At 74.1% G+C, this 14,401-nt stretch carries 14 protein-coding genes and 1 pseudogene; 5 read left to right on the plus strand and 10 right to left on the minus strand.

From position 1 onward, the window contains the following. On the minus strand, nucleotides 1-935 hold a 935-nt coding region (locus ACSNOG_RS27845), incomplete at its 3' end, for an AAA family ATPase (RefSeq protein WP_436755459.1). A 121-nt stretch (nucleotides 936-1,056) separates the two neighbouring features. Between ACSNOG_RS27845 and ACSNOG_RS27850 the strand changes: the two genes are divergently transcribed. Then, nucleotides 1,057-2,484 (plus strand): S41 family peptidase, encoded by a 1,428-nt coding sequence (locus tag ACSNOG_RS27850; RefSeq protein WP_436755460.1) that lies wholly within the window; start codon nucleotides 1,057-1,059, stop codon nucleotides 2,482-2,484. A gap of 75 nt (nucleotides 2,485-2,559) precedes the next feature. On the opposite strand, the gene ACSNOG_RS27855 is transcribed toward ACSNOG_RS27850, so the two are convergent. From ACSNOG_RS27855 to ACSNOG_RS27865, 3 genes are read right to left on the minus strand one after another with little or no spacing between them, the layout of a single operon-like run. Continuing rightward, nucleotides 2,560-3,537, minus strand: a complete 978-nt coding sequence (locus ACSNOG_RS27855) for an NAD kinase (RefSeq protein ID WP_436755461.1) — start codon at nucleotides 3,535-3,537, stop codon at nucleotides 2,560-2,562. Continuing rightward, nucleotides 3,534-4,349, minus strand: a complete 816-nt coding sequence (locus ACSNOG_RS27860; RefSeq protein WP_436755470.1) for a TlyA family RNA methyltransferase — start codon at nucleotides 4,347-4,349, stop codon at nucleotides 3,534-3,536. The genes ACSNOG_RS27855 and ACSNOG_RS27860 overlap by 4 nt, the downstream gene beginning before the upstream one ends. Before the next feature lie 13 nt (nucleotides 4,350-4,362). Continuing rightward, the gene (locus ACSNOG_RS27865) at nucleotides 4,363-4,737 is read right to left on the minus strand and encodes a hypothetical protein (RefSeq protein ID WP_436755462.1); all 375 of its coding nucleotides are present in this window, start codon (nucleotides 4,735-4,737) and stop codon (nucleotides 4,363-4,365) included. A gap of 68 nt (nucleotides 4,738-4,805) precedes the next feature. On the opposite strand from ACSNOG_RS27865, the gene ACSNOG_RS27870 reads away from it, so the two are divergent. After that, entirely contained in the window at nucleotides 4,806-5,153 is a 348-nt protein-coding gene (locus ACSNOG_RS27870; RefSeq protein WP_436755463.1) for a sterol-binding protein, read from the plus strand. Between the two features lie 66 nt (nucleotides 5,154-5,219). Here ACSNOG_RS27870 and ACSNOG_RS27875 read toward each other — a convergent pair whose 3' ends face one another. The 3 genes from ACSNOG_RS27875 to ACSNOG_RS27885 all read right to left on the minus strand — a co-directional run bounded on the left by ACSNOG_RS27875 (nucleotide 5,220) and on the right by ACSNOG_RS27885 (nucleotide 8,267). After that, on the minus strand, nucleotides 5,220-6,032 hold the full coding sequence (locus ACSNOG_RS27875) for an ABC transporter ATP-binding protein (RefSeq protein ID WP_436755464.1): 813 nt from the start codon (nucleotides 6,030-6,032) through the stop codon (nucleotides 5,220-5,222). A 112-nt stretch (nucleotides 6,033-6,144) separates the two neighbouring features. After that, entirely contained in the window at nucleotides 6,145-7,185 is a 1,041-nt protein-coding gene (locus ACSNOG_RS27880) for a FecCD family ABC transporter permease (RefSeq protein ID WP_436755465.1), read from the minus strand. Between the two features lie 59 nt (nucleotides 7,186-7,244). After that, a complete protein-coding gene (locus ACSNOG_RS27885; protein WP_436755471.1) occupies nucleotides 7,245-8,267 on the minus strand; it encodes a FecCD family ABC transporter permease in 1,023 nt (340 codons plus the stop codon). A 112-nt stretch (nucleotides 8,268-8,379) separates the two neighbouring features. On the opposite strand from ACSNOG_RS27885, the gene ACSNOG_RS27890 reads away from it, so the two are divergent. Further along, nucleotides 8,380-9,417: an ABC transporter substrate-binding protein gene (locus tag ACSNOG_RS27890; protein ID WP_436755466.1), complete on the plus strand. Its 1,038-nt coding sequence runs from the start codon at nucleotides 8,380-8,382 to the stop codon at nucleotides 9,415-9,417. Nucleotides 9,418-9,457: 40 nt separating this feature from the next. After that, complete coding sequence (locus ACSNOG_RS27895) at nucleotides 9,458-10,288, plus strand: siderophore-interacting protein (RefSeq protein WP_436755467.1); 831 nt, start codon at nucleotides 9,458-9,460, stop codon at nucleotides 10,286-10,288. A gap of 75 nt (nucleotides 10,289-10,363) precedes the next feature. Here ACSNOG_RS27895 and ACSNOG_RS27900 read toward each other — a convergent pair whose 3' ends face one another. After that, entirely contained in the window at nucleotides 10,364-11,395 is a 1,032-nt protein-coding gene (locus tag ACSNOG_RS27900; RefSeq protein ID WP_436755468.1) for an HAD-IIA family hydrolase, read from the minus strand. 75 nt (nucleotides 11,396-11,470) lie between these two features. Between ACSNOG_RS27900 and ACSNOG_RS27905 the strand changes: the two genes are divergently transcribed. After that, a complete protein-coding gene (locus ACSNOG_RS27905) occupies nucleotides 11,471-12,778 on the plus strand; it encodes a DUF1015 domain-containing protein (RefSeq protein WP_436755469.1) in 1,308 nt (435 codons plus the stop codon). Between the two features lie 81 nt (nucleotides 12,779-12,859). Here the strand turns inward: ACSNOG_RS27905 and ACSNOG_RS27910 are convergent, their stop codons facing one another. Together ACSNOG_RS27910 and ACSNOG_RS27915 are read right to left on the minus strand one after the other, a co-directional pair. Next, nucleotides 12,860-13,693: a hypothetical protein gene (locus ACSNOG_RS27910; RefSeq protein ID WP_436755472.1), complete on the minus strand. Its 834-nt coding sequence runs from the start codon at nucleotides 13,691-13,693 to the stop codon at nucleotides 12,860-12,862. 75 nt (nucleotides 13,694-13,768) lie between these two features. Beyond that, nucleotides 13,769-14,401, minus strand: a pseudogene (locus ACSNOG_RS27915) (hypothetical protein); the annotation flags it as partial.

Below are 14,401 nucleotides of genomic sequence, written 5' to 3' on the forward strand. Positions count from 1 at the left end.
ACGGCCGCCAGCCGCAGCGGGTCGGCGTCGAGGTCGGAGGCGTATCCGGCCAGTTCCCCGGCGACGTCGGACAGCAGGATGCCGATCTCGCCGATGCGGTCGGCGAGCGCGGCGAGCGCGGGGTCGTGCGACCGTACGGCCTCCACGGCCCGGTGCGCGCCCGCGACGAGCGTGGCGGCGTCGATGCCCTCGGGGTCCTCGGGGTTCCCGGCGAGGGCGGCGTGCGCGGCGGTGGCGGCCGAGGCGAGGGCCTCGGCGTGCCCGAGCCGTTCGGCCTCGGCGGCGAGCTCGGCGTCCTCGCCGGGCAGCGGTTCGACGGCGGCGACCTCGTCCAGCCCGAACCGCAGGAGGTCGGCCTCCTGGGCTCGCTCCCGCGCGCGCGTGGTCAGCTCGGTGAGCTCGGCGGCGACGGCGCGCAGCCGGCGGTAGGCGTCGGCGTACTTGGCGAGCGGCGCGGCGACCGCGTCCCCCGCGTACCGGTCGAGGGCCCGGCGCTGCCGGGCGGGCCGCAGGAGCCCCTGCTGGTCGGTCTGCCCGTGGACGGCCACGAGGTCGTCCGCGAGCTCGCCGAGGAGCCCGACGGGCACGCTGCGCCCGCCGAGGTGCGCTCGTGAGCGCCCTTCGGCGGAGAGGGTGCGGCTGATGAGCAGCGTGCCGTCGTCCAGCTCGGCGCCCGCCTCCTCCGCCCGCAGGGCCACGGGCGAGCCGGGGTCGACGGCGAGCCGCCCCTCGACGACCGCGGACCGCGCTCCCATGCGCACCAGCGCGGGGTCGGCGCGCCCGCCGAGCAGCAGACCGAGGCTGGTGACGACCATGGTCTTGCCCGCGCCCGTCTCGCCGGTCACCGCGGTGAAACCGGGCGACAGCTCGACGACCGCGTCGTCAATGACGCCCAAGGACCGGATCCGCATCTCCTCCAACACGGATACGACCATACGAGGTTCCGGGGGCCCCTCGCGACGGCCACCCCCACCGACCCCCCTGGGGGAATCCCCACCACCGTTCCGGGTGATCGCTCCATGGCCGCTCCGGCCCGCTTCCGGGCACGATCGGGCCATGACCGCACGTTCCCGCACGGCCGCCCTCCTCCTGGCCTCCGCCGTCGTCCTGACCACCGCTGCGTCCACCGGCAGCGCACTCGCCGCCCCCGGCCGGGCCCCTTTGGAGGGGGCGTGGCGCATGGACGGCTACGGCACGGTCGTCTCGGTGGAGGACGGGGGTCGCCGGCTGCGGACGTACGACACGACGGCCGTCAGCTGCCTGCCGGGCTTCCGCGACGCCACCCGTACGACGTCCCCGGGCACCTTCCGGCAGGAGAAGGACGCGCCGATCACGATGAGGACACAGGGCCGCGACCGCGCGGTGCTGGCCTTCGGCGACAACGTCGGGCACCGTACGCTGCACCGCCTGCCCGCCCTGCCGGCCGAGTGCCGGGACACTCCCGCGAAGACCGACAACCTCCGCGTCTTCGACGTCTTCTGGCAGACCTACGCCGAGAACTACCCCTTCTTTATACAAAAGGGCATCGATTGGAAGGACGTCCGCGACAGGTTCCGCCCGCGGGCCGCCGCCGCTGCCGACGACAAGGCTCTCTTCGAGGTCCTCAAGGGCATGATCGAGCCGCTGCACGACGGCCACACGGGCATCGTCGCCGACCCGGAGAAGCCGGAGGGCCGCTTCGGCGGCCACCGCGAGGACACGAAGATCCCCGGCCCCGGGGAGATGCGCCGGATCGACGCGGCCGTCAAGGAGGGCGTCGGCGTGCCCGAGGCCCGGTGGCGCACGTGGGGCAACGGCCGCATCTCGTACGCGGAACTGCCCGACCGCACGGGCTACCTGCGCATCACGGGCTTCCAGGGCTACACCGACGAGGGCGGTTACGCGGAGGACAGCGCCACCGTCGACCGCGCCCTGGACGAGATCTTCACCGCAGCCCGTACCCGCGGCCCCGGCGCCCTGCGCGGCCTGGTGCTGGACCTGCGGTTCAACGGCGGCGGCTCCGACCGGCTCGCCCTGCGCGTGGCGGAGCGGCTGACGGACCGCCCGTACCTCGCGTACCTCAAGCACGCCCGCAACGATCCGCGCGACCCGCGCAAGTTCACGCCCGAGCAGCCCGTCACGGTCACCCCGCACCGCGGGCCCGTCTACACGGGCCCCGTGGCCGTGCTGACGGGCCGCCTCACCATCAGCGCGGGCGAGACGCTCACGCAGGCCCTCATGGGCCGTGCGCAGCCCACGCAGCGGATCGGCGAGAACACCCAGGGGTCCTTCTCCGACACCCTCGACCGCCGGCTGCCCAACGGCTGGAGCTTCCTCCTGCCGAACGAGGAGTTCCTGAGCGCCCGGGACCACCGGACGACCTATGACATCACGGGCATTTCCCCGGACGTCCGGACGCCGGTCTTCACCGAGGAGGAGTTCCGCGCCCACCGCGACTCGGCCCTCGCCGGAGCACGGGAGTTCGTGGCCCGGGCCGACCGCTGAGCCTCACCCCGGCGTCACCCGGCGGGGCGGTCGTACGGCAGCACGCCGCTGTACGACCGCCCCGTCACGGGCACGTCAGTGCGGCGCCCCGCGCCACCCCGCCACCGGCAGGGCGAACTTCGCCACCAGGCGGTCCGTGAAGGACGCGTGGTGCAGCCGCGCCAGACGCACCGGCACCGCCCCCCGCCGCACCTCCACCCGCGCCCCCGCGGGCAGCTCCACCGTGCGCCGGCCGTCGCACCACAGGACCCCGTTCGGAGTCTGCGGCTGGACCTCCACCGCGAGGACCGAGTCCGGGGCGGTGACCAGCGGCTTGGCGAACAGCGCGTGCGCGCTGATCGGCACCATCAGCAGCGCCTCCACCTCCGGCCACACCACGGGGCCGCCCGCCGAGAACGCGTAGGCCGTCGACCCGGTGGGCGTCGCGCACACCACGCCGTCGCCGCCGAAGCGCGACACCGGGCGCCCGTCGACCTCCGTGACGACCTCCAGCAGCCGCTCGCGCGCGGCCTTCTCCACGGACGCTTCGTTCAGCGCCCAGTCGGTGTGCACCACGTGCCCGTCGGTGCGCACGAGGACGTCGAGCGTCATCCGCTCCTCGACCTCGTACGCCCGCGTCACCACCCGGTCCACGACCTTGTCGAGGTCGTCCCGCTCGGCCTCGGCGAGGAAGCCGACCCGGCCGAGGTTGACGCCCAGCATCGGCACCCCGGAGCGCCGCGCGAACTCCGCGCCGCGCAGCAGCGTGCCGTCCCCGCCGAGGACGACGAGGAGCTCGCAGCCCTCCAGGACGTCCGGCCGGTCGGGGCCGGTCTCGACCAGCTCGACCGCGGACGGCAGCGGCAGGTCGGCCGCCTCCTCGGCGAGGACCCGCACGCCGATGCCGCAGCGCAGCAGCCCCTGGACGACGAGTTCGGCACTGCGGATCGCCGCCGGGCGGCCCGTGTGCGCGAGCAGGAAGACGGTGCGCTTGCCGCCGCCCTCCCCGCAACCCCCCCGGGATGCCGTTCCTGCCTGTGCTGCTGCCTCTGATCCTGCTTCTGAAGTCGTCAACGCGGCCCCTCCGCCACTGCACGGTCAACGTCCGCCGGGTCCAGTTCGGGCGCTCCGGCGCGCAGCCACAGAAAGTACTCGACGTTGCCCGAGGGCCCGGGCAGCGGGCTCGCGGTCACCCCGAGCACCCCGAGCCCCAGCTCGGCGGCGCGGGCCGCGACCGCGCGCACCGCCTCGGCCCGCAGCTGGGTGCTGCGCACGACCCCGCCGCTGCCGAGGCGCTCCTTGCCGACCTCGAACTGCGGCTTGACCATGAGCACCAGGTCGGCGTCGGGCGCGGAGCAGCGCACCAGCGCGGGCAGGACGAGTCCGAGCGGGATGAACGACAGGTCGCCGACGACGAGGTCGACGGGGACGTCGTCGATCTGCTCCAGCGTCATCTCGCGGACGTTGGTGCGGTCCTTCACGGTGACCCGCTCGTCGCTCTGCAGCGACCAGGCGAGCTGCCCGTAGCCGACGTCGACGGCGACGACGTGCGCGGCACCGGCGCGCAGCAGGACGTCGGTGAAGCCGCCGGTGGACGCCCCGGCGTCCAAGGCGCGGCGGCCCTCGACCTTCAGCCCGCGCGGGACGAAGGCGGCGAGGGCGCCGGCCAGCTTGTGGCCGCCGCGGGAGACGTAGTCGGGGTCGTTGTCGTCCTGGGTGACGACGACCGCGGCGCTGATCTCGACCTGGGTCGCCGCCTTCGTCGCGACGGTGCCGCCGACGGTCACCCGGCCCGCCGCGATGAGCTGGCTCGCGTGCTCGCGGGAGCGGGCGAGTTTACGGCGCACGAGCTCGGCGTCGAGTCGGCTGCGTCGCGGGCGGGTCACTGCCACGGGTGGTTCAGCTCCTGGTGTCGTACGAAGCGGGGGCGCCCGGGGCCGCGGGTGCCCCGGACGGGCCGGGGTCCCGGTCGAGCGCGCTCAGCGCCTCCCGCAGGCCCCGGTGTACATCCTCGTACACCTCCAGGTGGCCGCTCGCGGCGAGGTGGTCGGCGTCCGCCAGCCGGACGAGGCGTGCGTCGACGGCGGGGTCGCCGGTCGGGGTGCGCACGACGCCGAGCGGCAGCGGCCCGGGCTCGCCCGGCGCCGCGGCCTCGCCCGTTTCACCCGCCTTGCCCGTTTCGGCCGCCTCGACCTCCTCGGCCGCCCCGCTCGCCCGCCCCACCCCTTGCACCGCACCGGCCTGCGGATCCGCGGGAGTCATCGCATCGCTCATGGCTCCGACGCTACCCCGGAACGGCGCCTGTGCGGCGTACGCGGCCTGCTGCGGTACCGTCCCTGGTGATGGCGACGATCGAGGAGTGCCGCGCCGCACTCGACAGACTGGCGGAGAACCTCGCCGGGGCGAAGGGCGAGCTCCGCGACGCGGCCGCGCCCGACCGCTCGCTCAGCTGCCACATCACCGACCTCGACGTGACCTTCACCGGCCACCTGATGGGCGGGCACATCCAGGACGTGGAGACGCGGCCGGGCACGCCCGAGCGGCGGGCGGAGATCGCGCTGACCATGTCGGGCGACGACCTGGTGGCCCTGGTGGACGGCCGGCTGAACTTCGCGAAGGCGTGGGCCGCCGGCCGGGTCAGGGTCCAGGCGGGCCTGCGCGACATCCTTCGGCTGCGGTCCCTGCTCTGACCGCAGCCGTCACTGCAGCCGTCACCCCAGCCACGGCCGTCGCCACAGCCGTCGCTACGGCCGTCGCTACGGCTGCGCGGTGACGGCCGCCGCACGCGGCTTCCTGGCCGCGGGCACCACCAGCGGCGTCCCCGTCTCCGGGTCGTCGATGACCTGGCAGCGCAGCCCGAACACCCGCTCCACGAGCTCGGCGGTGACCACCTCCCCCGGCGCCCCCTCCGCCACGACCTCGCCGTCGCGCATGGCGATCAGGTGGGTGGCGTAGCGCGCGGCGTGGTTGAGGTCGTGGAGGACGGCCACAAGGGTGCGGCCCTGCTCCTCGTGGAGGCGGGCGCACAGGTCGAGGACCTCGATCTGGTGCTGGATGTCGAGGTAGGTGGTGGGCTCGTCCAGCAGGAGCAGCGGGGTCTGCTGGGCGAGGGCCATGGCGATCCAGACCCGCTGGCGCTGTCCGCCGGAGAGCTCGTCGACGTGCCGCTCGGCCAGCGGGCCGACACCGGTGGCGTCCATGGACTCGTTGACGATCCGCTCGTCCTCGCGCGACCACTGGCGCAGCAGGCCCTGGTGGGGGTAGCGGCCGCGGGCGACGAGGTCGCCGACGGTGATGCCGTCGGGCGCGACGGAGGACTGCGGGAGCAGCCCGAGCGTGCGGGCGACCTGCTTGGCCGGGTACGAGCCGATGGCGGCGCCGTCCAGCAGGACGGACCCGGCGGCGGGCTTGAGCATCCGGGACAGGGCGCGCAGCAGGGTCGACTTGCCGCAGGCATTGGGGCCGACGATGACGGTGAACGACCGGTCGGGGATCTCGACCGAGAGGTTCTCGGCGATGACCCGCTGGTCGTAGGCGAGCGTGACGGATTCGGCCGTCAGTCGGCTCATGGTGCTGTCTCCTTGGTGACGTGGTGAGGGGTCGTCTCCGCCGTGCCGGGGCCGTACGAGGTACGGGATGCCGTAGCCGTACGAGATGCGGTAGCCGTACGCGATGCGCTGCTCACACCCGGCCCGCCTTGCGCTCCATGAACAGCAGCCACAGCAGATAGCAGCCGCCGAGCATTCCGGTCAGTGCCCCCACGGGCAGCGCGTCGGCGCCGAAGAGCCGCTGCGAGGCCCAGTCGGCCACGATGAGCAGGGTGGCGCCCATGGCCGCGGCGGCGAGGAGGTTCGGGCCGGGGGCGCGGGTCAGCCGGCGCGCGAGCTGCGGCGCGGCGAGGGCCACGAAGCCGACGGGCCCGGCGGCGGCCGTGGCGGCGGCGGTGAGCAGCACGGCGCAGGCCGTCACGACAAGGCGTGTGCGCTCGGCGCGCACCCCGAGGGCGTGGGCGGCGTCGTCGCCCATCTCCAGCATGCGCAGGGCCCGCCCGTGGCCGAGGACGAGGGGCAGGAGCACCGCGACCGCGCACAGCAGGGGCCACACGTGTTCCCAGTCACGGCCGTTGAGCGAGCCGACCATCCAGATCATGGAGCGGGTGGCGTCGACGAGGTCCGCCTTGGTCATCAGGTAGTCGCGCAGGCCGGTGAGGACGGCGGCGGCACCGATGCCGACGAGCACGAGGCGGTAGCCGTTGATGCCCTTCTTCCACGCCAGCAGGTAGACCGCGAGGCCGGTGGCGATGCCGCCGGCGACGGCACCGGCCGCCACGGCGAAGGGGTCGCCGTGGAAGAGGACGATGACGACGAGCGCCCCGGCCGCGGAGCCCTGGCCGAAGCCGATGACGTCCGGACTGCCCAGCGGGTTGCGGGAGACGGACTGGAAGACCGCGCCGGCCAGCCCGAGCGCGGCGCCCGCGAGCAGACCCACCAGGACGCGGGGCAGGCGCAGGTCGTGGACGACGACATCCTGCGCGGGGGTGCCGCCGCCGGCGAGCGTCCGCAGGACGTCGGCGGGCGTCATCGGGAAGTCGCCGGTGGCGATGAGAGCCACGGAGGCGGCCGCCGCGAGGGCCAGGAGGAGCAGGACGACGAGGCCGGCGCGGACGTCCACGCGCAGCGACAGCCCGCCGCCGGTACGGACGGTCCGCGGCGCCGGTGCCATACGCGTCGTGCGGGTCGTGCGTGTAGTTCCTGTAGCTCGTGGGGTTCGTGCGGACGCGCTCACTGCTGGGCCACCCTCCGGCGCCGTACGAGGTGGATGAAGACGGGCCCGCCGACGACGGCGGTCACGATGCCCGCCTGGAGCTCTCCGGGCCGCGCGACGACCCGCCCGATGATGTCCGCTCCGAGCAGCAGCACGGGTGACAGGACGGCCGCGTACGGCAGGATCCAGCGCTGGTCGGGGCCGGTGAGGGCGCGCACGAGGTGCGGCACGATCAGGCCGATGAAGACGATCGGCCCGCAGGCGGCGGTCGCGGCGCCGCACAGCAGGGTGACGGCGGCCATCGCGAGGACGCGGGTGCGGGCGGGCCGGGTGCCGAGCGCGCGGGCGCTGTCGTCGCCGAGCGCCATGGCGTTCAGGGGCCGGGCGAGGGCCAGGGCGAGCAGCGTGCCGGCGGCGATGAAGGGCAGGACCTGCCGGATGACCTCCCCGCCCGCGGAGGCGAGCGAGCCGACGGTCCAAAAACGCATCCGGTCCAGGGCGGCGGAGTCCATGAGCTGGACGGAGTTGACGTAGCCGTAGAGCGCGTACGTCACGGCGGTCCCGGCCAGGGCGAGCCGTACGGGGGTGGCGCCGCGGCTGCCGCCGAGCAGGTGCACCACGACGGAGACGACGGCGGCGCCGGCGAGGGCGAACCACACGTAGCCGCCGACCGAGCTGACGCCGAGGAAGGTGATGGCGGATACGACGGCCGCCGCGGCGCCCGCGTTGACGCCGAGGATCCCGGGTTCGGCGAGCGGGTTGCGGGTGAGGGCCTGCATCACGGCGCCGGAGAGCCCGAGGGCGGCCCCGGCGAGCAGGCCGAGCAGCGTACGGGGCAGGCGCACTTCGCGCACGATGACGCCGGCCTCGCCGTGCGCGTCGTCGAACAGCCCGTGCCAGACCTGGTCCAGCGGCAGCGGCTTGGCGCCGACGGCGATGCTCGCGACGGCGACGAGCAGCAGCAGGCCGGTCGCCGCGAGCAGCCCGGCCGCCCGCGCGGCGTTCCGCTTACGGCTTGCCGGGGGTATCTGCGGCGGCAGCGGACCGGTGTCCGCCGGGGGCTCGGGGGGACTGTCAACCAACACGAACCTTAGGTTAGCCTACCCTTAACTCCCCCCGTTCTTGCCTCATTCTTGAGAGAAGCGCACCACCATGAGCACCCCCCGCACCCTCAGCAGCTCCCTCATGTCCCGCCGCGGCCTGCTGGCCGCCGGCGGCGCCCTTGGCGCGGGCGTCCTCCTGACGGCCTGCGGAGGCGGCGGCTCCAAGGGCTCCTCGGACGGTGACTCAGATTCCGCTTCCGGCCCCTGGTCGTTCAAGGACGACCGGGGCGAGACCGCGAAGGCCCCCCGCACCCCGAAGAAGGTCGTCGCCTTCACCGGCACCGCCGCGGCCCTGCACGACTTCGGCGTCGAATGCACCGCCGTCTTCGGCCCCACCGTCCTCAAGGGAGGCAAGCCCGACCCCCAGGCCGGCGACCTCGACGTCGGCAAGCTGACCGTCCTCGGCAACGCCTGGGGCGAGTTCAACGTCGAGAAGTACGCGGCCCTCTCCCCCGAGCTCCTCGTCACCAACATGATCCAGGGCACCGAGCTGTGGTACGTCCCGGACGAGAGCAAGAAGAAGATCCTCGGCTTCGCGCCGAGCGTGGGCATCAACGTCACCAAGGTCCCCCTGACCCAGGTCATCGGACGCTACGCCGAACTCGCCGCCTCCCTCGGCGCCGACCTCAAGGCCAAGCAGGTCGCCGACGCCAAGGCCCGCTTCGAGAAGGCCTCCGAGACCCTCCGCAAGGCCGCGCAGGCCAACAAGGGCCTCAAGGTCCTCGCCGCGTCCGGCTCCGCCGACCTGCTCTACGTCTCCGACCCCGGCGTCTACGCCGACCTCGCCCACTTCAAGTCCCTCGGCGTCGAGCTCGTCGTCCCCGACAAGGTCACCGGCGGCTTCTTCGAGAGCCTCAGCTGGGAGAACGCCGGCAAGTACCCCGCCGACCTGATCCTCCTCGACAACCGCACCGCGGCACTCCAGCCCAAGGACCTCGCCGCCAAGCCCACCTGGGCCGAGCTGCCCGCCGTCAAGGCCGGCCAGATCAGCCCCTGGCTCAGCGAGCCGCGCTACTCCTACGCCGGGTGCGCACCGCTCGCCGAGGCCCTCGCCGAGGCCGTCCAGAAGGCCAAGAAGGTCGCCTGACCGTCCGACAGGCGCAACCGAGCGAAAGGGAAACACCCGCATGGCCGGCACCACCACCCTCCCGTACCGCTTCTTCGACCTGGAGGTGCTCCGCACCGAGCGGATCAGCCCCGCCATGATGCGGGTCACCTTCGGCGGCGGGGAACTTTGCGACATCGTCACCGGCGGGCGCGACCAGCGCTTCAAGCTGTTCCTGCCGCAGGCCGGCCAGGACCGCCCGCTCCTGCCCGCGAACCTCGACGAGACCTGGTTCGCCGAATGGCGCGCCCAGGACCCGGCCGTACGGGCCTTCATGCGCACCTACACCGTCCGCGACCTGCGCCGTGAGCCGGGCGAGATGGACGTCGACTTCGCCGTGCACGGCGACGCGAACGGACACGGCGGCCCGGCCACCAACTGGGCCCAGGCCGCGCGCCCCGGCGACCGCGTCACCGTCCTCGCCCCCGTCGTCGAGGACAACGGCGGGGTCGACTTCCAGCCGCCCGCCGGTACCGACTGGGTCATGATCACCGCCGACGAGACGGCCCTGCCCGCCGTCGCCGGCATCCTCGCCTCGCTGCCCGCGGGCACCCCCGCCAAGATCTGGATAGAGGTCCCCCACCCGGAGGACGTCCAGGACCTGCCCACCGCCGCCGACGCCGAGATCACCTGGCTCGTACGGGGCGCGGCGGAACCCCTCCTGAGCGCCGTCCGCACCGCCGACCTGCCCACCGGCACGCCCTACGCCTGGCTCGCCGGCGAATCCGGCACGGTCCGCGGCCTCCGCCGCCACCTGGTCAACGACCGCGGCTTCGACCGCCGCACGGTGACGTTCACGGGCTACTGGCGCCGGGGCGCGACGGAGGAGGACCTGCTGGCGGAGCTGGCCTGATCTCCCATCGCGGAGGGGCCCAACACCGTTGGGCCCCTCCGGCGATCGAGGACCGGGCTCCGGGCGGAGCCCCGGTCACAGCCCGAGCCGACCCACCACCCCGGCCGGGTCCAGCTCACACACCCCGTCACCCGCAGCCGACCACGCGGCGGCACACACCGCCCGGAGCCCGTCCACGGCCTCCCCGTCGCCCGCAAGGGCAAGCGCACCCCCGTCGACGGAAGCGGTCCACCCCCCGCACCGGAACCCGCCGTCCGAGACGGCCGCGACCTCCGGCTGAGGAGCCAGCAACCCCCGCAGGTCCTCCGCCACATACGTGGGCCGGTGCTCCGGCCGCGCCGCGACCAGCTGCGCGGCCGTCGTGACACCGGTCAGCACCAGCAGCGAGTCCACCCCGCCCACGTGCGCGCCCTCGATGTCCGTGTCGAGCCGGTCGCCGACCACCAACGGCCGCTCCGCGCCGGTCCGCAGCACCGTCTCGCGGTGCATCGGGGGCAGCGGCTTCCCCGCCACCTGGGGCGTCGCGCCCGTGGCTATCCGTACGACCTCCACGGCGGCGCCGTTGCCCGGCGCGATGCCGCGCCCGCTCGGAATCGTCAGGTCGGTGTTGGAAGCGAACCACGGCAGGCCCCGCGCCACCGCGTACGACGCCTCCATCAGCCGCGACCACGGCATGTCCGGCCCGCCGTAGCCCTGGACGACGGCCGCCGGGTCGTCGTCCGCCGACTCCACCGGCACCAGCCCGCGCTCCCGCAGGGCGACCCGCAGCCCCTCGGCGCCGATCACCAGTACCCGGGACCCGGCGGGCAGCTGCTCGGAGATCAGCCGCGCCACGGCCTGGGCGGAGGTGATCACGTCGGACGGCTCGGCGGGCACGCCCAGCCGCGTCAGGTGCTCGGCGACCGTCTGCGGCGTCCGCGCGGCGTTGTTCGTCACGTAGGCGAGGTGCATCCCGCCCTCGCGCGCCGCCTCCAGCGACTCGACGGCGTACGCGATGGCCTCCCCGCCCGCGTACACCACGCCGTCGAGGTCGAGCAGCGCCGTGTCGTAGGCCTCGCTGAGGGCACGCTCACTGCCGTCGGGCCGCGTACGGGCGGTCTGGTTCATGCTGCACTCGCTCCTTGTGCTGTACGTCTCTTCCACGATCATTGCTCACAGGGCCGTGAGACATAACATTTCCCAATGAGCACTCCAGGCCGAGCAGGGAAAGCAGGGCAAGGACTTCAGCTCGCCCCCTTCCGAGGACTGCGCTATGTCCCGGAGCGGGTCGGCAGCCTCGCCGCCGTCACCTCGCCACCGTACGACGTCGTCGTACGGCCCGACGGGTTGCGTCACCTGGAGACCGCCGACCCCCACAACATCGTCAGACTGATCCTCCCCCAGGCCGCGAGCGCCGCGGACCGGCACCGGCTGGCCGCGGACACCCTCCGCCGCTGGCAGGACGAGCAGGTCCTCGCCGCCGACCCCGAGCCCGCGCTCTACGTCTACGAGCAGCGGGGCGGCGGCATACTGCAGCGCGGCCTCATCGGCGCCCTGCGCCTGAGCCCCCGCGAGGAGGGCGTCGTCCTCCCCCACGAGGACGTCATGCCGCACATCATCGAGGACCGCGCCGCCCTCATGCGCGGCACGGGCGCCAACCTCGAACCGCTGCTCTTCTCCTACCGCGGCAACGGCAGCACGACGGGCGCCGCGGCCGTCATCGACCGCGTCACCGGCACCGAACCGCTGCTGTCCACGACCACCGACGACGGCTACGCCCACCGCCTGTGGTCCATCACCGACCCGGACGACCTCGAACAGATCGGCAAGGACCTCTCCCAGCAGCACGCGCTCATCGCCGACGGCCACCACCGCTGGGCCACCTACCTGCGCCTGCGCGCCGAGCAGCCGGCCCCCGGCCCCTGGGACTTCGGCCTCGTCCTCCTCGTCGACACCGCCCGCTACCCGCTGCGTGTGCGGGCCATCCACCGCCTGCTGCACCGGCTGCCGGTCGCCCGGGCCCTGGAGGCCCTCGGGGACTCCTTCCGGGTGCGCACGATCGACGGTCCCCTGCCGGAGGCGCTCGACGCGCTCACCGAAGCCATCGAGACGTCCGGAGCCTCCGGGGCGGCCGCGAACGCCTTCGTCCTGGCGGGAGACGGCCGCTTCCACCTCCTCGACCGCCCGGACCCGGACCTGCTGGCCCGTGTCGTGCCCACCGACCGCCCGGAGGCCTGGCGCACGCTGGACGCGACGGTCCTGCACTCGGTCCTGCTGGAACACATCTGGCAGGTGCCGGACAACCCCGAGAACATCAGCTACATCCACGAGACGGCCGCGGCCGTCAAGCAGGCCGAGCGGCACGGCGGGACGGCGGTGCTCATGCACCCGGTCCAGGAGGACGTCGTCCGGGAGCTGGCGGAACAGGGCGTGACCATGCCCCGCAAATCGACGTCGTTCGGCCCGAAGCCCGCGACGGGCCTGGTGCTGCGGAGCCTGGCACTGAACTGAAGCACCCACGACACACGAGGAGGGTGGCACCCCGGCCGGGGTGCCACCCTCCTCGTCATTGCCCGATCACTGCCCCGGGGGTCAGCTCTTGTCGTCGCCGGCCTTGTCGGCGTCGGCGGCCACGGTCTTCTCGACGTCAGCGGACTCCGCGGCGTCGGCAGCCTCGGCGGGCTCGGCGGGCTTCTCCGCCTCGACCGGCTCCTCCGCGGCTTCCCCGGACTCGGCGGAGGCCTCGGTCTCAGCCTCGGCGGCGGCGTCGGCCTCGGCCTCGGCGTCGGCCTCCACGAGGGCGTCGGTGAACTCGACGCCGTCCAGCTCGGCGAGCCGGTCGGAGGCGTCCGTCTGGCCGCCCTGGTCCGCCTCGAGGGCCTTGGCGAACCACTCGCGGGCCTCGCTCTCGCGGCCGACCTCGAGCAGCGCGTCGGCGTACGCGTACCGCAGACGGGCGGTCCACGGCTGGACCGAGTTGGAGGCGAGCTCCGGGCTCTGCAGCGTCACGACGGCGGCCTCGGCCTGGCCCATGTCCTTGCGGGCGCCGGCGGCGACCAGGCGCATCTCGACCTGGCCGGCCTTGTCGAGCTTGTTGACCTCGGGCTCGCCGGCCATGGCCAGGGCGCGCTCGGGGCGGCCCATGCCGCGCTCGCAGTCGGCCATCACGGGCCACAGCTCGACGGAGCCGGTCATCCGGCGGGCGGCGCGGAACTCGGCGAGCGCCTCGGAGTACTTGGCCGTCGCGTACGAGGCGAAGCCGGCGGCCTCGCGCACCGCGGCGACGCGCGAGGCGAGACGCAGCGCGATCCGCGAGTAGGCGTAGGCCTGCTCCGGGTCCTCGTCCAGCAGGTTGGCGACCATGACGAGGTTGCGGGCGACCTCTTCGGCCAGGCCCTTGGGCAGGCTCATGAGCTCCTGCCGCACGTCCGCGTCGATCTCGTCACCGGTGACGTCGTCGGGGATGGGCAGGCGCTTCACCGGCTCGCGGTCGCCACGGTCCCGGTCGCGCTCGTCGCGGCCGCCGCGGTAACCACCGGAACGGTCGTCCCGGCCCCCGCGGTAGCCGCCGCCCTGCCGGTCGTCACGGAAGGAGCGGCGCGGGCCGCGGTCGTCGCGCCCGCCGCGGAAGCCACCGCGGTCGTCGTCGCGGCGCGGGCCGCGGTCGTCACGACGGTCGTCACGGCGGAAGCCGCCGCGGTCGTCGTCACGACGGGGGCCGCGGTCGTCGTCGCGGCGGAACGAGGGACGCTCGTCGCGGCGCGGGCCGCGGTCGTCACGACGGTCATCGCGACGGAAACCACCACGGTCGTCGTCACGGCGCGGGCCGCGGTCATCGCGACGCTCGTCACGGCGGAAGGACGGGCGGTCGTCACGACGCTCGTCACGACCACCACGGAAGCCACCGCGGTCGTCATCGCGACGCGGGGCACGGTCATCGCGACGCTCGTCGCGACGGAAGGACGGGCGCTCGTCGCGGCCGCCACGGAAGCCGCCACGGTCGTCATCGCGACGCGGCCCGCGGTCATCACGACGCTCGTCACGGCGGAAGGACGGGCGGTCGTCACGACGCTCGTCACGACCACCACGGAAGCCACCGCGGTCGTCATCGCGACGCGGGGCACGGTCATCGCG

Source organism: Streptomyces sp. URMC 124 (assembly GCF_051386455.1).
In the GTDB taxonomy this organism is placed as follows: Bacteria; Actinomycetota; Actinomycetes; order Streptomycetales; family Streptomycetaceae; genus Streptomyces.